General features: G+C 61.9%; 17 protein-coding genes. 12 read left to right on the top strand and 5 right to left on the bottom strand.

Features of this window, described 5'->3' with window-relative positions:
* The first annotated feature begins 20 nt into the window (after positions 1–20).
* Positions 21–419, top strand: a complete 399-nt coding sequence (gene mutT / locus ASTEX_RS16150; protein ID WP_013480706.1) for an 8-oxo-dGTP diphosphatase MutT — start codon at positions 21–23, stop codon at positions 417–419.
* A 167-nt stretch (positions 420–586) separates the two neighbouring features.
* Here the strand turns inward: mutT and ASTEX_RS16145 are convergent, their stop codons facing one another.
* On the bottom strand, positions 587–1,504 hold the full coding sequence (locus tag ASTEX_RS16145) for a methyltransferase domain-containing protein (RefSeq protein ID WP_425359004.1): 918 nt from the start codon (positions 1,502–1,504) through the stop codon (positions 587–589).
* Here ASTEX_RS16145 and ASTEX_RS19495 point away from each other — a divergent pair.
* The 6 genes from ASTEX_RS19495 (at position 1,491) to ASTEX_RS16120 (ending at position 4,555) form a co-directional block, all read left to right on the top strand.
* Positions 1,491–1,925: a hypothetical protein gene (locus ASTEX_RS19495; RefSeq protein WP_049781741.1), complete on the top strand. Its 435-nt coding sequence runs from the start codon at positions 1,491–1,493 to the stop codon at positions 1,923–1,925. The two genes, ASTEX_RS16145 and ASTEX_RS19495, sit on opposite strands and share 14 nt — an antisense overlap.
* 124 nt (positions 1,926–2,049) lie before the next feature.
* On the top strand, positions 2,050–2,331 hold the full coding sequence (locus ASTEX_RS19490) for a ComF family protein (RefSeq protein ID WP_049781740.1): 282 nt from the start codon (positions 2,050–2,052) through the stop codon (positions 2,329–2,331).
* 110 nt (positions 2,332–2,441) lie between these two features.
* Positions 2,442–2,696, top strand: a complete 255-nt coding sequence (gene grxC / locus ASTEX_RS16135; protein WP_013480704.1) for a glutaredoxin 3 — start codon at positions 2,442–2,444, stop codon at positions 2,694–2,696.
* Positions 2,697–3,539, top strand: a complete 843-nt coding sequence (locus tag ASTEX_RS16130; protein WP_013480703.1) for a carbon-nitrogen hydrolase family protein — start codon at positions 2,697–2,699, stop codon at positions 3,537–3,539. It begins immediately after the preceding gene.
* Positions 3,536–3,970, top strand: a complete 435-nt coding sequence (locus ASTEX_RS16125) for a DUF1178 family protein (protein WP_013480702.1) — start codon at positions 3,536–3,538, stop codon at positions 3,968–3,970. Before ASTEX_RS16130 ends, ASTEX_RS16125 begins: the two co-directional genes overlap by 4 nt.
* Before the next feature lie 114 nt (positions 3,971–4,084).
* Complete coding sequence (locus tag ASTEX_RS16120; protein WP_013480701.1) at positions 4,085–4,555, top strand: hypothetical protein; 471 nt, start codon at positions 4,085–4,087, stop codon at positions 4,553–4,555.
* Positions 4,556–4,713: 158 nt separating this feature from the next.
* On the opposite strand, the gene ASTEX_RS16115 is transcribed toward ASTEX_RS16120, so the two are convergent.
* The 3 genes from ASTEX_RS16115 to ASTEX_RS16105 all read right to left on the bottom strand — a co-directional run bounded on the left by ASTEX_RS16115 (position 4,714) and on the right by ASTEX_RS16105 (position 10,577).
* Entirely contained in the window at positions 4,714–6,753 is a 2,040-nt protein-coding gene (locus tag ASTEX_RS16115) for a protein-disulfide reductase DsbD family protein (RefSeq protein WP_013480700.1), read from the bottom strand.
* Positions 6,754–6,850: 97 nt separating this feature from the next.
* A complete protein-coding gene (gene ptsP, locus ASTEX_RS16110; protein WP_085930484.1) occupies positions 6,851–9,130 on the bottom strand; it encodes a phosphoenolpyruvate--protein phosphotransferase in 2,280 nt (759 codons plus the stop codon).
* Between the two features lie 190 nt (positions 9,131–9,320).
* On the bottom strand, positions 9,321–10,577 hold the full coding sequence (locus ASTEX_RS16105; RefSeq protein ID WP_013480698.1) for an aspartate kinase: 1,257 nt from the start codon (positions 10,575–10,577) through the stop codon (positions 9,321–9,323).
* 214 nt (positions 10,578–10,791) lie between these two features.
* Between ASTEX_RS16105 and ubiG the strand changes: the two genes are divergently transcribed.
* The 4 genes from ubiG (at position 10,792) to hisS (ending at position 15,426) form a co-directional block, all read left to right on the top strand.
* On the top strand, positions 10,792–11,550 hold the full coding sequence (ubiG, locus tag ASTEX_RS16100; protein WP_041659632.1) for a bifunctional 2-polyprenyl-6-hydroxyphenol methylase/3-demethylubiquinol 3-O-methyltransferase UbiG: 759 nt from the start codon (positions 10,792–10,794) through the stop codon (positions 11,548–11,550).
* A 69-nt stretch (positions 11,551–11,619) separates the two neighbouring features.
* Positions 11,620–12,489, top strand: coding sequence for a peptide chain release factor N(5)-glutamine methyltransferase (gene prmC, locus ASTEX_RS16095; RefSeq protein ID WP_013480696.1), 870 nt, complete (start codon positions 11,620–11,622; stop codon positions 12,487–12,489).
* Positions 12,490–12,863: 374 nt separating this feature from the next.
* A complete protein-coding gene (locus ASTEX_RS16090; RefSeq protein WP_013480695.1) occupies positions 12,864–13,820 on the top strand; it encodes a DUF4167 domain-containing protein in 957 nt (318 codons plus the stop codon).
* Between the two features lie 106 nt (positions 13,821–13,926).
* Entirely contained in the window at positions 13,927–15,426 is a 1,500-nt protein-coding gene (hisS, locus tag ASTEX_RS16085) for a histidine--tRNA ligase (RefSeq protein WP_013480694.1), read from the top strand.
* Between the two features lie 325 nt (positions 15,427–15,751).
* On the opposite strand, the gene ASTEX_RS16080 is transcribed toward hisS, so the two are convergent.
* A complete protein-coding gene (locus ASTEX_RS16080; protein WP_013480693.1) occupies positions 15,752–16,360 on the bottom strand; it encodes a TetR/AcrR family transcriptional regulator in 609 nt (202 codons plus the stop codon).
* Positions 16,361–16,645: 285 nt separating this feature from the next.
* Here ASTEX_RS16080 and ASTEX_RS16075 point away from each other — a divergent pair, with 285 nt between their 5' ends.
* Complete coding sequence (locus ASTEX_RS16075) at positions 16,646–16,882, top strand: hypothetical protein (RefSeq protein WP_013480692.1); 237 nt, start codon at positions 16,646–16,648, stop codon at positions 16,880–16,882.
* Positions 16,883–17,037 lie beyond the last annotated feature (155 nt).

Genomic DNA, 17,037 nt, shown 5'->3' with positions numbered 1-17,037 from the left:
CGAGGCGGAGGGGCACGTCTATGAAAACCGTACTTGTCGTTGCGGCGGCCCTGATCGACAGTGACGGCCGTGTGCTGATCGCTCAGCGCCCGGAAGGCAAGTCTCTGGCTGGGCAGTGGGAGTTTCCCGGCGGCAAGGTCGAAGCCGGCGAAACCCCCGAAGCGGCGCTGATCCGTGAGCTTGAGGAAGAACTGGGTATTACGACCAGGGCCGCCTGTCTGGCTCCCTTCGTCTTTGCTTCGCACACCTATGAGATGTTTCACCTGCTAATGCCACTCTACCTGATCCGCCGCTGGGAGGGCACGCCGCAACCGAAGGAACACACAGCGCTGAAATGGGTACGGCCCAAAGACATGCGCGACTATCCCATGCCCCCGGCAGACCTGCCGTTGGTGGCGTATCTCAATGATTTGATTTAATCCCTCCTCCCTGTTGCGTAGCAATGGGGAGGTGTCAGCGAAGCTGACGGAGGGGGACGCCTCGAAAGAAATCAGAGGCGAAGGCCTTTGACGTCGATGCGCTATCCCCCTCCGTCAGTTCGCTCCGCTGACTGACACTTCCCCATGCCCTTGGCATAGGGCAGAGACTACAGCTTCCCTTCCTTCACCCCCAGCGCGTCGGCCAGACGCACCGTGGCGGAACCCGGACGGAGCGGCTTTTGCTGGCTTTCGTGCGGGGTCCAGCCGGACAGGGTGATGACCTCAAACGTGGCGCGCACGCCGCCTTCCGGATGCGGGTAGCGTTCGGCATAAAGTTCAAACGCCCGGCTGAGGATGGCCCGGTTCAACCCCTTGCGCGGGCGGTCGAACAGGATGTTGGTTTCTCCCATCGCCCGCAGATCACGCAGCAGGCTGAGCGGATGGGCATAGCTGACCACCACCTTGTCCGTATCGACGACTGGCATGTTGAACCCGGCGCGGCGCAAAAGGTCCACGCAGTCCGGCCCTTCGGCAAAGGGGGCGACGCGCGCACCCGTCCCGCCGCGGATTTCCAGTTCGGCCTCCATCAGCACGCGACGCAGCTCATGAAGGGTCTCGCCGCCGAATTGCGAGGCAATCAGCAGGCCATCGGGCCGCAGGGCACGGCGCAACTGCACCAGTACGCCGGGCAGGTCGTTGGTGGTGTGAAAGGCCAGAGTCGACACCACCAGATCAAGCGTATCATCGCCAAAGGGCAGGGCCTCTTCGTCCAGCACTACGGCGGGGCAGTGGCGGGCCGACAGGTCACTTTCGATCAGATAGCCGATCTTCGCTGCCACCTCCGGCGTCTCGGCCAATAGCTCGGAGAAAGTGCCATCGCGTCGGCCGATCTCCAGCGTCACGTCAAAGCGGCGGTTGATGGCCGCAAGCGTGTCGATCATGTCCTCGGCGCTGCGGCGTTTGAGGAAGTTGGCTGTGACAAAATCGCCCGACGTGCGGTCGAGGCGGTGACGCAAGAGTTGACGATCGAAGAGGCGCGGTGTTGTCATGCTTCGCAGATAGGGGGGAAGTATGCGGCTGTCCATAGGCGGTCTGAAAGCGTGGGTGACAGAACAGGCGCTCGTCCCGCGTCTGCGCGAAGGCGGGACGCGGCTGCTCGACGCCCTTTATCCGCGTCAGGCGCTCAATCACGACCCGGACCTGCGCGGCTCCGCCGGGGTGAAAGACGCGGTGCAGGCCGGCGGTCTGATGGCGGATGACTGGAGCGCCATTCGGTTTCTGACCGGGCAGGGCTTTGACATGTGTGCCCGACCGTTTGAAGGCGGGCTGTTTCTCGGGGCCGGGGCCCTTTGCGACGGCTGCACGCAAAAGCCGTTTCCCTTTCGTCGTGGCCGTGCCGCCTGTCTTTATACCGATGCCTCTAAGGTTTTGATTCTGGCCTGCAAACACGCTGACCGGCTTGATCTGCGGCCCATCCTGTCGGGCTGTGTCGCGGGCCGGGGCTGAGCTGATGGAGGAGGTTGATGTGATCGTGCCCATGCCCTTGCACTGGCGCAGACTGTTTCAGCGCTGCTACAATCAGGCAGCGGAGCTGGCCCGGCCTCTGGCGCGACAGTATTAGAAGGACTTCGTGCCCGACGCGCTGATCCGTCAACGCGCCACGACGGTGCAGTTCAGCCGCGCCCGCACGGCCAAAGGCCGCCGCGAAGATTGTTTTGAGAATGTGAAGGGGGCTTTTGCGGTAAAGGCCTCCGGCGCACGGCGTTTGCGCGGGCGGCGGGTGCTGCTGGTCGATGACGTGTTCACCTCCGGCGCGACGCTGTCGGCCTGCGCCAAAGCCCTGCGGGAAGCGGGGCCGCGCGAAGTCGATGTGCTGGTGCTGGCCCGCGCGGTGCCGGCTATGGAAGTCTGAAAGTGCGCGTTCTTTCTGTCGCGCGTCGGCCACAGGTCCGTCTTTAAAACTTGCAAACCCTTGCCTATATAATGGTCTGTGACAAGGTTGCGTTTTGACTGTGGACCCCCATGCCGAATATTGAAATCTATACCAAGCCCTACTGCCCCTATTGCGAACGCGCCAAGGCGCTGCTGGACTCCAAGGGCGCTCCGTACCAGGAAATCGTTGCCTCCAACGATCCGGAACTACGCAAGGAGATGAATGAGCGGTCGGGCCGCGCCACCTATCCGCAAATCTTCATTGATGGCCTGCACGTCGGCGGCTGCGATGATCTGGTGTCGCTCGATTCGCGCGGCGGTCTGGACCCCTTGCTGGCGTCGTAAATGGTAAAGGTCGCTCCGCTCAAAGTCGCCCTGCTGCAACTGAACACGCCCGCCGACCCGGTGCGCGCGTATGAACACCTGAAACCGCTGTATGAAACGGCGGTAGCTTCAGGGGCGCAGCTTATCCTGACGCCCGAATGTTCCAACCTGATGGAGCAGCGCAAGGAGAAGAAGGCGCAGGTCGTCACCACGCTCGACGCCGACGCCTGTGTGGCGGGCGTCAAGGCGCTAGTGGCGCGCTACCGCGTCCCGACCCTGCTGGGCTCGGCCATTGTCCGTTCGCCGGTCGCGGGCGAAGAACGGGCGGTCAACCGGACCTTATTCTTCGATGAGATGGGCGAAGAGGTCGCCTTCTATGACAAGATCCACCTGTTTGACGCCACCACGCCCAATGGCGAGGTCTATCGCGAATCGGCGGGTGTCTGCGGTGGCGAACGTGCGGTGATTGCGCCGACGCCGTGGGGCGGACTGGGCCTGACTATCTGCTACGATGTGCGGTTCGGCTATCTGCACCGCGCGCTGGCGCAAGGCGGGGCGTCGATGATCGCGGTGCCGGCCGCCTTTACGGTGCCGACCGGTCAGGCGCACTGGGAGGTGCTGCTGCGCGCCCGTGCTATTGAAACCGGCTGTTTCGTTTTTGCCCCGGCGCAGGGCGGTCAACACAAAGATGGCCGTAAAACGTGGGGCCATTCGATGATCATCAATCCGTGGGGCGAGGTCATGTCCCGGCTCGACCACGACCATCCGGCGGTGCTGATGGCCGAGATAGACCTGTCGGAGGTCGCGCGCGCGCGTACGGCCATCCCTCAATTGCAACACGACAGGACCTTTGTACGCGTATGATCCGCTATGCCCTGAAATGCGAACACGATCATGAGTTCGAGGCGTGGTTTTCCAATTCAGCCGCCTTTGACGAGCAGAAGGCGCGGGCGCTGATCGAGTGTCCGCACTGCGGCATTGCGCAGGTCGAAAAGGCGATCATGGCCCCAATGGTGCGCACCTCAGAGGCCGTCGAAAGCCGTCAGTCGGATATGCGCAAGGCCCTGGCCGAGGCCATGCACCGTGTGCGCACCCATGTGGAGCAGAATTTCGACTATGTGGGCGACAGCTTTGCCCGCGAAGCCCGTGACATGCACGAAGGCCTGTCGCCAGAACGTCCCATCTATGGCGAGGCCAGCCGCGACGAGGTACGTGAACTAATCGACGACGGCATACCCGTCGCGCCGCTGCCGATCCCGGCGAGTGAATCGCCCAAGCCCAAGACGTTGAACTGATGGACAATCTCCTCCCCACGCGTGGGGAGGTGTGATGGAGCGTAGAGAAATGACGGAGGGGTATTAACGCATTTTTGGCCGGGCTCTTGCATAAGGGGAGGCGAAGGAGCCGTCATGAAACACCTTGCGCTGATCGCCATTCTGCTGACGACGCCCGTTATGGCGGCGACACCGACGGTTAATCCGCTGTCGAAAGAGCCCTTCTATGCCGCCATCGTCCGGGACGCCGGCACGCTGAAGGCGCGTACCGTGCGCATGGCCCAAAGCCCCTCCCTGACGATTCTGACCTCAGCGGGTTTCAAATCCTATGCGCGGGAGATCAGCACCCTGTCCGAGCGCAATCTGAAAGGTCATCTCGACCTCAAGGCGCGCGGCACGGATAACGACCTGAAATGCGTGCTGAAAGGGGTGTCGCTCGATCTGCCGCGTAAACTCGCGGCCATCGAGGCAGCCAAGACTCCTGACGCGCTCCAAGGCGCACTGAACGACATGGCCAATCTGCTGGAAGACAATATCGACGTGATCGTCACCCCGGCGACGGCCGATTCCGGGCTCGATTGCGTGATTGAGTTCGGCAATTCGTAGGATTTTTGCCACGAAAAACACGAAAAGCTGGAAAAGGCTGCGCTCTCCACAGTGCCAGCAGGTCGGTTGTTTATCTTAAGCACGCTCCGACTTTTGGCGCCTCGCGCCGTAAGCTCAGTCTGTAATTTTTTCCTACTTTTCGTGTTTTTGGTGGCCAGTTATTTCTTCAACACCGTAACCACATCCCTGGTGCTCAGGAGTTGCCCCAGCACCAGCGGATCGGCATTGTTACGGCCGTAATAGACGTAAAGTGGCACACCGGAACGCCCATTCTGGCTGAGGTACTGCGAAATGGCTGCGTCCTGATTGGTCCAGTCGCCGACCATATAGACCGTTCCGCTGGCTTTGACGGCATCGCGGAAGGCCTGCGTCTCGAACACCAGCCGTTCATTCACCTTGCACGTGACGCACCAGGCGGCGGTCAGATTGACCAGAACCGGCGTGTTCTGCGCGCGCAGTTCGGCGATACGGGCCGTAGAGAAGGCTTCGTGATCGACGGCTACGCGTACCGGGGTGTCGGGTTTCTGCACGGCGGCGGTGGCCGTGACGGCCAGCGCCATCACGATGAACACAGGCCGTAAAACACGCGGGCCCTTAGGCCACCACAGGCCGACCGTCAGGAGTGCGCAGGCCAGTCCCAGCGCGAACAGGCCAAGGCCAGAGACCTGCTGCGCAAAGACCCAGCCCATCCACAGGGCAGCGGCGTACATGGGAACGGCGAGAATCTGCCTAAGCCGGTCCATCCACGGGCCGGGGCGGGGCATGCGGGCGGCGACCGCCGGGACATAGGTGATCAGGAAGGTGAGGGCGACGACCGGCAGGGCAAAGCCCAGACCAAGCGCGAGGAAGATGGCAAAGCTGACCACGCCCCCCTGCGCGAGAGCCACACCGATGGCGGTGGCCATAAACGGAGCCGTGCAGGGGGCGGCGACCACAACGGCCAGAACGCCGGTCAGCAGCGCCGTCACATCGGGATTGGCAACAGACAAACGCCCTCCGGCCAGTGATTGCAGGCCAGAGCCGACCTCAAACAGGCCTGACATGTTCAGCGCCACGGCAAGCAACAGCAGAGACAGACCTGCCGTCACCCAGGGTGATTGCAACTGAAAGCCCCAGCCCAGCGCCGAACCGAGCCAACTCAGTAGCCCGCCCAAGGCCGCAAACGTGAGCAGAACGCCGACGCCGTAGAACAGCGACTCGCGACGACCGGCGGCACCTTCGTGCCCGGCTCTGGCCAAGGCCAGCAGCTTCATCGACAACACCGGGAAGACACACGGCATCAGGTTGAGGATCAGCCCACCAACAAAGGCCAGACTCATCGCGGTGACAACTCCCATTAGGTTGATCGCCGGGCGGGCCTGCGGCGGTGCACCAAGGCCTCTGGCGGCGGGAGGCGGTGTGCCTTCTGTAGCGCTGATTTGATAGGACCGGCCCGATGCGAAGCGGATCACCGCTTCAAACTGCGCTTCGGGCGTGGCCTTGGTTTTCAGGGAAACCGTGAAGCCCTGCGGCCCCAGTTCAATGGCCTGTCTGGCCGACGGGTCGATCACGCCGCGGCTCAGCGGAAACAGATAGGCGCCGCCGGGGCGGGCAAAGTCGTTGGCCGCCCCAGCGGTGCCCGGTGAGAGCAGGCCGAGCGTCAGGGTATCGCCGGACACCGCATAGGTCGCCTGTGCCTGCATTTTTTGCGGCAGGGCGGCGCGGGCGGCGCTGAAATCGCTGAGCGGTTCAGGCTTCGGCGTTACCTTGAGGTCGAGCGTCAGATTGACCGTCTCCGGTACGCAGACCTTTTCGCAGACCAGAAAATCGACCTGTGCGCGGATCGGCAGCACGCCATCCTTCAGCACCGAACCATTGGTGAGCTTGGCCAGGAGTGCCGTCTCGCCGCTGTAGCCGAAATTGGTCAGCCCCATATACGGCTGCACTTCGGGGGTCGGGAAGACCAGTTCAGACACCGTGACGCCGGTGGGCAGCGTCCATGTGACTTTGGGTGCCAGACCAGTATCGCCCGGATTTTGCCAATAGGTGTGCCAGCCTTTGAGCGGCGTATGCTGGATGGCCAGCCACGCCTGCCCGCCGGGGGTGACTGTCGTTTCGGCGATCAGTTCGGTGGTCAGGTGCGCTGTCTTGACCGGTGCGGCCTTAACGGCGGAGCCCAGCGCGATAAAGGCGAAAACGAAGGCAAGAAATCGAAACACGCGGCCACCCGAACAGTTGAAGCACGCCTTTATACGACCGAAAATGACTTCCTGTTTGAAAATCTCATCCCTTTTCGGCGCTTATGCGGAGGTGAAATTACAGATTCACGTTCAGCTTGCGCGCCAGGGCCAGCACTTCGGAACGCAGCGAACCGTAGGAGGAGCCCATCAGCTTGCGGATGGCCTTTGAGGCCTGTTCGCGGTCGAGCGACAGGATCATGCGTTTGACCTGACCGATGCCGGCGGGCGGCATGGACAGGCGGTTGAAGCCCAGCGCGATCAGCACAAAGGCCTCCAGCGGCTTGCCCGCGATCTCGCCGCAGACGGAAACCGGCGTACCCGAATCCTCGGCCGCCTTCTGGATGGTCGAAAGGGCGCGTAGCATAGGGGGCGACAGCACGTCGTAGCGGTCCGACATGCGCGGATTGGTGCGGTCGGCAGCAAACAGGTATTGCGTCAGGTCATTGGTGCCGACGCTGGCGAAATCGACCATCGGCAGCAGGGCGTCGAGGTGGAACAACAGCGACGGACATTCGATCATCACGCCGACGCGCAGCACTTGCGGCAGCGGACGACCGCGCCGGCGGGCCCACTGACATTCGATATCGACCAGTTCGCGCGCCTGACGGAACTCATCGACCGAGGCCACCATAGGGAACATGATACGCAGCTCACGCCCCTTTGCGGCGGTGAGCAGCGCGCGCACCTGCATGCGCAGCAGAGCCGGGCGGTCCAAGCCCATGCGGATGGCGCGCCAGCCCAGCGCCGGGTTTTCCTCGCGCTCGGTCTCCATGTAGGGCAAGATCTTGTCACCGCCGAGGTCGAGTGTGCGGAAGATGACCGGCTTGTCGCCCGCCGCGTCCATCACGCGCTCATAAAGCTCGGTCTGACGCTTCAGGCGCGGCAGGTCTTCGGAGACCATGAACTGAAACTCGGTGCGGAACAGGCCGATGCCTTCGGCGCCCGTCTCGTGCATGATTTCGAGATCGAACTCCAGACCGGCATTCATCAGCAGCGCCACGCGGTGGCCGTCGCGCGTCACCGCATCGACGTCTTTCAGCTTTTCAAACTCTGCCCGGCGGGCGGCCCGCATATCCATGCGGGCCACGGCGGCCCCCAGAATATCGGGGCGCGGGCGCAGATAGGCTTCGCCGGTTTCGCCATCGACGACCACCTGATCGCCCTGATTGACCTTGTCACGCAGACGCTCCAGCCGCCCGACGCAGGGGATTTGCAGGGCGCGGGCGACGATGGCGGCGTGGTTGGCCGCTGAGCCTTCTTCGAGCAAAATGCCTTTCAGCTTCTTGCGGTCGTATTCCAGCAGGTCCGCCGGCCCCAGATCGCGCGCCACCAGAATGGCATTGTCGGGGATTTCGCGGGCGACGGTGTTACGGCCCGCCAGCACGCGCAGCAGCCGGTTGCCAAGGTCTTCGAGGTCGTGCAGACGCTCACGCATATAGGCGTCGCGGGCATTGTTGAGCTTGGCGCGCTGTTCGTTGCGCACACGCTCCACCGCTGCCTCGGCGGTCAGGCCGGAGCGCACCGCCTCGACCAAGTTGCGAGTCCAGCCTCGGTCGTGGGCAAACATACGATAGGTTTCGAGCACATCAAAGGTCGGGCCGGCCAGACCGTGCTGACCTTCGAACATCTGATCAATCTGGTCGCGCAGATCACCGATGGCGGTCAGAAGCCGCGCCTCTTCGGCGATGGCGTCGTCCGACAGCAGGTGATCGGGCGTCACCGGTACCTCGTGAAGGATTACCGTGCCGATGGCGATACCGTCAGCGAAGCTCGACCCTTTCAGGCGCTCCGGCCGCTGCGGCGCGATTTCGATGTCTTTCAGCTCATCGTCGCTGACCAGGTCGCCGGCCACCATTTCGGCCAGCACCATGGCGATAATCTGAAGGTCCTCGACCTCATCCTCGCCATAGGTCCGCATGGCCATGTTCTGCACGACCAGCACGCCGATGGTACGTCCGCCACGCAGCAGCGGCACGCCCAGGAACGAATTATAGGGGTCTTCGCCCGTTTCCGGGCGGTAGGCGAAGCTGGGGTGCGACGGCGCGTCGTTGAGGTTTAGCGGTTGCCCCGACCGGGCGACCTCACCGACCAGACCTTCGCTGAGGCGCAGCCGCGTATTGTGCACGGCTTCGCGGTTGAGGCCTTCGGTGGCGAACAGTTCCAGTTCTTCGGAGGTTCGGCGCAGATAGATGGAGCAGACTTCGGCGATCATCGACCGGGCGATGATTTCCACCACGCGGTCGAGACGCGCCTGAGCCGAAGAGCCATCGGCCATGACTTCGCGAATCTGCCGCAGCAGACCGCGCTGACCGCGTGCACCCTGAACCAGACTTGGACTCAACCTTCGGCTCCCCATACAACCGTTTGCCGTTTTCTCCATAATGGGAAACGTTTTCGCGGCTGTCTACAGAGGCTTGTCCTCTGAGACAAGTCACGAAGACTTTATGCGGTCACATCGCCGAAACAAATCGGCACAAACCCATAGAGCACAAAGAAAAAGGCCGCCCACTCAAAGCACACGGCCTTTTACCCTATATGAACAGCGCTTACTGTCCGATCTTGTCCAGATCGTAGGCCGCATGAAGGGCGCGCACGGCCAGTTCGGTATAGGCTTCGTCGATCAGGACCGAGATCTTGATTTCCGAGGTCGAGATGACCTGAATATTGATGCCTTTTTCCGACAAGGCGCGGAACATGGTTTCGGCGACACCCGTGTGCGAGCGCATCCCGACGCCGACGATCGACACCTTGGCGACGTTTTCATCGACCTTGATGGCGTCAAAGCCGATTTCGGCCTTGGCGGCTTCCATGATTTCGGCGGCGGCCTGAGCGTCGCGGCGGCCGACGGTGAACAGCTGGTTGGCATATTCGCCCGAGCGCTTTTCCGACTGCACGATCATATCGACATTGATATTGGCCGCGGCCAGTTTCGAGAACACCGCCGCCGAAACGCCGACCTTGTTCGGCAGGCCCAGCAGGGTGATCTTGGCTTCATCACGGCTGAAGGCCACGCCGGAAACAATATGCTTTTCCACGATTTCGTCCTCGTCGCACACGATGGTGCCCTGATCAATGTTTTCGCCCGGCTCCACGAAGGAAGACAGGACGCGCACCGGCACGCGCTGCCCCATGGCCAGTTCGACCGAGCGGGTTTGCAGCACCTTGGCCCCCAGCGACGCCATTTCCAGCATTTCTTCAAAGGAAATCTTTTTCAGGCGACGGGCCTTGGATTCGACGCGCGGGTCGGTGGTATAAACGCCATCGACGTCCGTATAGATGTCGCAGCGGATGGCCTTGACGGCCGCCGCCACGGCGACCGCTGAGGTATCCGAACCGCCACGGCCCAGCGTGGTGATGCGGCCCGACTCGGTGACGCCCTGAAAACCCGGCACGACGACGATCTGCCCGGCATCGAGCGCGGTTTCCAGCTTAGCCGGCGGGATGTCGAGGATCCGCGCCTTGCCATGCACGTCCGAGGTGAGGATCGGCACCTGCCAGCCCATCATCGAAATGGCATCATAGCCCATATTGCGCAGCGTCATGGCCAGAAGACCGGCGGTCACCTGTTCACCGGAGGCCACGACCACATCATATTCGTCATCGCCTTCGATGGCGCGCCCCGTCGCCTTACCCGCACCGTCGGTCCAGGCGACCAGCTCATTGGTCTTGCCCGACATGGCCGACACAACGACCGCGACGCGGTGACCGGCATCGTATTCAGCGGCCACGAGCCGGGCCGCCCTGCGGATGCGTTCGAGGTCGGCCATCGACGTGCCGCCGAACTTCATCACGAGACGAGTCATTAATCCGTCTTTCTCTTCAAGCAGTACAAGGATGTACACAAAAATGCGCGCCCGCTTTACTGCCCGTGTGCGCCCCTGTGAAGCTTTTTTGCGAAAAAAGCGCATACGGGCGCAGCTTTTTGCGTTATTCCCCTGCCAAGAGTGGCTGTTTTCGGAGCGTGACATGGCCAGAGCGGCAAAAAATCAAGCAAAATCAGTTGCAAATGAGACGAAATTGACCGCCGCGGCTCCCGCCGGGCCGAGCATTGACGCCGAAGATGTGGCGCGCTTTTCGGCTCTGGCGGCCAAATGGTGGGACCCCAAGGGTGAGTTCGCACCGCTCCACAAGTTTAACCCCAACCGCGTGCGCTTTATCCGAGACACCTGCGTCGATCACTTCCTGCGCGATCCGCGCGCGGTGGCGCCTTTTGGCGACCTGCGGCTCATCGACATCGGCTGTGGCGGTGGTCTATTGTCCGAGCCGATGAAGCGCATGGGTTTCGACGTCACCGGCATCGATGCCTCGGAAAAGAATATCGGCACGGCGAAGGCCCACGCGGCTGAGGTCGGGCTCGATATCCGCTATCTGGCCCAGACGGTCGAGCAGGTGGTGGCGTCCAAAGAGCCCGGTTTTGACGTGGTGCTGACCATGGAGGTCATCGAGCACGTCAACGACCCGGAAAGCTTTCTAAAAACCTGCGCATCGCTGGTCAAGCCGGGCGGGCTGTTGTTCATCGCCACGCTGAACCGCACGCTGAAGGCGCACGCGCTGGGCATTGTGGCGGCGGAATACGTGTTGCAATGGGTGCCGAAGGGCACGCACGACTGGAACAAGTTCCTCAAGCCGGAAGAGATCGAAGGCTTTCTTGAGGGGACCGGCCTGACGCCAGACCCGGCGGTGGGGGTGAGCTATAATCCCTTCACGGCGACCTGGGCCCTTTCAAACGATACAGCCGTCAACTATATGATCGTCGCCCGGCGGGACTTGCTGTAGTTCCGCACGCCGCCCCTTCCCCTCACCCCGGCCCTCTCCCCTGTATACGGGGAGAGGGGGAATAAACAGATGACCGACACTGACCTGACCCTTGTTTCCGCCTGGAAGGGCGCTCAGACCCGGCTTAAGGCCGCCCATATCGACTCCCCGGCTATCGACGCTCGGCTGCTGCTGGAGGCCGCCACCGGCTATACGCGCACCGACATCCTGACCGATCCGTACAAGCTGCTGACGGCGGAGCAGAAGGCGACGCTCGACGACTATCTGACTCGCCGTGAAAAGCGCGTTCCGGTGGCGCGTATTCTGGGGCGCAAGGGCTTCTGGAAGCTGCTGCTCGACCTGACGCCCGCCGTGCTGGTGCCGCGTCCGGAGACCGAGTGCATCGTCGATATGATCCTCAAGACGACCGAGGAGGGGCAGGCTTTTACGCTGGCTGACCTCGGTGTCGGGTCGGGGGCCATCCTCCTGTCGGTCCTGTCCGAGCGTCCGGCGGCCAAAGGCCTCGGCACCGATGTTTCCGAAGAGGCTTTGGCCGTGGCGCGCGACAATGCCGCCAATCTCGGCCTCGACGGGCGCGCGGCCTTCCTGCGCACCTCGTGGGGAGCGGGGCTGGCCGATGCCAGCTTCGATTTCGTCGCCTCCAATCCGCCCTATATCCGCAGCGAGGTGATCCCGACGCTCGATCCGGAAGTGCGCGACCACGACCCGCATCTGGCGCTGGATGGCGGCGAATCGGGCCTTGATGCCTATATCGAGATGATCCCGGAAGCCTTCCGTATCCTCAAGGCCGGCGGCACGGCGTGGATGGAAATCGGCTATGATCAGTCGGCCGCCGTCGAAGACCTGATGAAAAAAGCGGGCTTTTTCAACGTGGTGACCTTTAAAGACCTGTCTGACCTGCCGCGTATCGTGATCGGCCAAAAGCTCTCCCTGCAATAGACAGACCGTTGAAAACCGTCTGTTTCTGAAAATTTCTCTTGGAAACGGGCGGTTTTGGCGCTAACACTGGAATGTCTCCTGCCATTGTGGACGGATTACCGGACGGCTTTTGCCGCTTCCGAGATCATGCACAGTCGAAAACGCTGTGCCCATAGGCGGAAACCTGAGCGCCTGCGTAGGGGGGCAAAGCCCGGTGCAGGCCACAGCGTGAACCCCTGAAAACGGCACACACCAACACGCAAACCCGGCACTTCATCTAAGGCCCTGCGGCATATGGCAAACAGGGCCTGCGGCACATAAACAGATTCGCCCCGCGCCCAATGCAAGCGGGGCCTTGCCCTAAACGGTTACATCGCATGAAAGATTTTCGGGGTATGAAACGGCAACGCAGCCGTAATCGCAAGCCCTCTGGTAATCAGAACAACCCCAATCGCGCCTACGAGTCGAACGGGCCGGATGGGGCGAAGGTGCGCGGCAACGCGCAGACCATCTACGAAAAGTATCAGCAACTGGCCCGCGACGCCAATTCGTCGGGCGACCGCGTGCTGGCCGAAAACTACCTTCAGCACGCTGAGCACTATTTCCGCCTGATCCGTCAGATGCAGCCGCAGCGTCCGGTTTCGGAATTCCTGCAACGCGATCCGTTCTCGACGGGCTTCGACTTCGATGAGGATCTCGATACCGAAATCGAGACGACCGAAACGGAGGGCGAAACCGCTGAGTCCGAAGGTGGCGAAGGCGATCAGCCGCGCTACGACAATCGACGTGATCGCGACAGAGACCGTGACCGCTATCGCGACCGGGATCGTGACAGAGATCGTGACCGTGATAGAGATCGGGGTGAGCGCAATGACCGCGGTGATCGTGACCGCAATGGCGGCGACCGGGACCGGGCTTACGCCGAGCGCAGCGACAATGGCGACGACCGCCCGCGCCGTGAAAGCCGCCGTGAACGCTATGAGCGCCGCCGTCAGCAGCGTCTGAGCGAGCAGGAGGTTTCCGTGACCTCCGGCCCGATTGCTTCGACCGAGCCGCTCAACGGCGGGTCTGCGCCGGCCGAAGTGGCGGGCTTTGAAGTGGTCACCCCGCAAGCCGCGCCGATCACCCCCGCGCCCGAAGCGCCTGTGGCTGAGCCTCAGCCGGAAGCCCGTGGTCGTGGCCGTCGTCGTACGGTCGAAAGCGAAGCCGCTGTTGACACCAGCCACCTGCCGGCTTTCCTGCGCGCCCCGGTGCCGGTGGCAGCCGCCGAGACATCGGAAGCGGTAGCGGAAGAGGGCGAAGCGCCCAAGCGCCGCACCCGTCGCAAGAAGTCGGAAGAGGCCGAGGCTTAAACACCCCGCCAACCTCAAGATAAAAAGCGCTCCGGACCTTCCGGGGCGCTTTTTCATGACGCACACCGCCCTTGTCTCTGCCGTCTGTTTGCTTTAATCGCGCAGCATGACCGAAAACGCCCCCAATCCCGCTGAATTTACCGAATTTCGTCCAGAAGCGCGCGCGCCGCGCGGCTTTGCTGACAAGCGCGCCTCACAGATTGCGGTGGAGCGCCGCCTGATCGCCAAGGTCTCGGAAGTCTATGAGTTGTTTGGCTTCGAAGCGTTGCAAACCTCGGCCTTTGAATTTGCCGATGCGCTGGGCAAGTTCCTGCCCGACGCCGACCGTCCCAATGTCGGCGTCTTCTCGTTGCAGGACGACGATGATCAGTGGATGGCGCTGCGCTACGACCACACCGCCCCGTTGGCCCGTTTTGCGGCCCAGAACTGGGACGCCCTGCCCAAGCCCTTCCGCCGCTACGCCTTCGGGCCGGTGTGGCGCAATGAAAAGCCGGGGCCGGGCCGTCTGCGCGAATTCATGCAGTGCGATGCCGATACGGTGGGCACCGACCGTCCGGAAGCCGATGCGGAAATCATCGCCCTGGCCGTGGCCGGGTTCCGCGCCAATAACCTGCCGACCGTGCTTAAGATCAATAACCGCAAGCTGCTCAATGGCCTGCTGAGCGCGCTCGGTGCCGATTCTCCGGCGCAGCAGATGGGCGTGCTGCGCGCCATTGACAAGCTGGACCGTCTGGGCCTCGAAGGCGTCGAACTGCTGCTGGGCGGCGGGCGCAAGGACGAGTCGGGCGACTTCACCAAGGGCGCAGGGCTGAACGACAAGGCCATCGCGGCGGTGCTGGGCTTTGTGGCCGCAGGCCGCGACAGCGCGGGCGGTCAGGCCGAGCGCGGGGCGGTGCTGGAAAAGCTTGCGGCGGTGTTAAGTGAGTCCCCGGAAGGGCAGGCCGGTCTTGAGGACCTGTCGCGCATTTCGACGGCGCTGGCTGGGCTGGGTGTGTCAGAGGCTGAGGCCATTTTCGACCCGTCCATCGTGCGCGGGCTGGAATACTATACCGGCCCGGTGTTCGAGGCCGAACTGCTGATGGAAACGCGCGACGAGAAGGGTAACCTCGTGCGCTTCGGCTCGGTCGGTGGCGGTGGGCGCTATGACGACCTTGTGGCGCGCTTTACGGGTGAGCGCGTTCCGGCGACCGGCTTCTCGTTCGGCGTGTCGCGTCTGGCGTCGGCGCTGGCTCTGGCCGAAGAGGGCGCGATTCAGCCCGTGCGCGGGCCCATCGTCATCATCGCCTTCTCCGAATCGGACATGGGCGAATATTTCCGACTGGCGGCGGACATCCGCGCGGCGGGTCTGGCGGTCGAGGTTTATCTCGGTCGGTCGGGGATGAAGGCGCAAATGAAGTACGCGGATCGCCGTTTATCCCCGGCTGTTGTCATGCTGGGTGGCGACGAGCTGGCAAATAATACCGTTACGATCAAGGATCTGGATCAGGGACGCCTTCTGGCCACGCAAATCACGGATAACAAGGAATGGCGTGAGGCGCGTCCGGGTCAGGTAACATTGCCCCGCACAGAAGCCATTAAGCATATGAAATCCATAGTGAATGCGTAAATAAATTTACGCAACGGCAATCTGTGTCAGCGCTGTCAAAAAGTGTTAACCCTTCTTAGGCTTTTTGACACAACTGCGTTAGTTAAAATTATTTTTGACACCACGTAATAAAAGCGTTGACACGGCCCTCAAAAAACTGTTTTCTCCGTCTCAAGAGAACGGAACTTCGCCAGAGAGATGAAGTCAGTTCCCGGCGTTTCGGGGAGGAAACGCCTGCTTAACAAGGAAAGAGGCCCGGCATTGCTTATCCCCCATGCCGGGCCTCTTTTCGTTTGTCGTTTCCAAAGCTGATACCTGTCCGTTTTGACGGTGGCGTCAATTTTCCTTATTTCAGGTCCTTGCACGCGACGCGCACCAGCCAGCGGATCTGCTGGGCCAGTGCCTCCTGCGGCACGGCGATCAACCGCTCCTCCAGTCCGACAAACACGATGCCGTGCACCGCAGAAAACAGGGTGCGCGCCACCAGTATGCGTTCCGCCTCAGACGCGGCGGGCATGAGCGCAGTCATCGGCGCGTTCATATGGCGAAACAATCCCAGTTGCGCCTGAATGTTCCATTCGGGCAGGGCGGGATTTTTCAGCCGCATTTCAAACAGGGCGCGCCACAACTGAAGATTCTGCCGTGCGAAGTCGTAATAGGCCAGGGCGATGCCTTCCAGCACCTCGACGGGACGCTCGGCCGCGGCTGAGGCCGCCCCGGCCTCCAGCGCTGCGTCGAGCCTGACCATGGTGCGTTGCGCCAGCCGCAGCATCAGATCGTCCATATCGGCGACGATATTATAAAGCCCCCCCAGCGCCACACCAATATCGGACGCCAGATCGCGCGCCTTAAGCGCGCCTACGCCATCTTCGCAGATGCGCTTTTCAGCGGATTGCATCAGCGCTTCGAACTGGGCCTCGCGGCGGAGGGTGGTGGCGGAAGGGGCCTTGGACATTCTACTCGGAACCTGATGATAAAAAAATTGAACGACGTTCATTTTTATCTTGAACATTGTTCAACTTCATGCGACAACACAATTGTGAACGACGTTCATAGCACATCATGTCCCCACGCGAAAGCGTTGTTCACTGATCGGATCGGAATACTCCGGGGACGGAGGTCCGGTTCGGAGGGGAAAGGGCGGGGCCGGTGTCCCCCGGCTCCGCCCATACCTCATCAGGTTTTAAACTCCACATGCGGGTCGTTCAGGGCGCGGTTTGGCTACAAAAGGGTTTTCGATATGGTTCGGTTTAAATCGTCTTCGCGCACAATGATGGTGCTGGGTGGCGCGCTGGCCTTTGCGCCGCTGGTGATGATCTACATTGTGCTGGCGCAGTTGCAGCACGGCGTCTCCTACGCCGATGACATGGCCGGTCACTTCACCCGCTACGCCCATCAGGCCGAGATTGGTAGCTTCCTGCTGGCTGTCGGTGCCGTGCTGCGCATTGCGGGCATTTGCTTGCCTAGAGCGGGATGATTTTAGATAGAAGCATCATCCCGCTATAAACTTCTGTTTTGTCGCGCAATTTTTCCGAAAAGTGGTATCCACTTTATCGGATTGCGCTCTGGAGGACTGATCGCCGGGCACGAAAAAGTCCTCCGGTGTGAGCCGAAGGGCTTTCCGAGTAAATG

The sequence above is a fragment of the Asticcacaulis excentricus CB 48 genome, from assembly GCF_000175215.2.
Classification (GTDB): Bacteria; Pseudomonadota; Alphaproteobacteria; order Caulobacterales; family Caulobacteraceae; genus Asticcacaulis; species Asticcacaulis excentricus.
The sequence above is the reverse complement of the archived record's forward strand: the minus strand, read 5'-3'. Positions and strand labels throughout refer to the sequence as shown.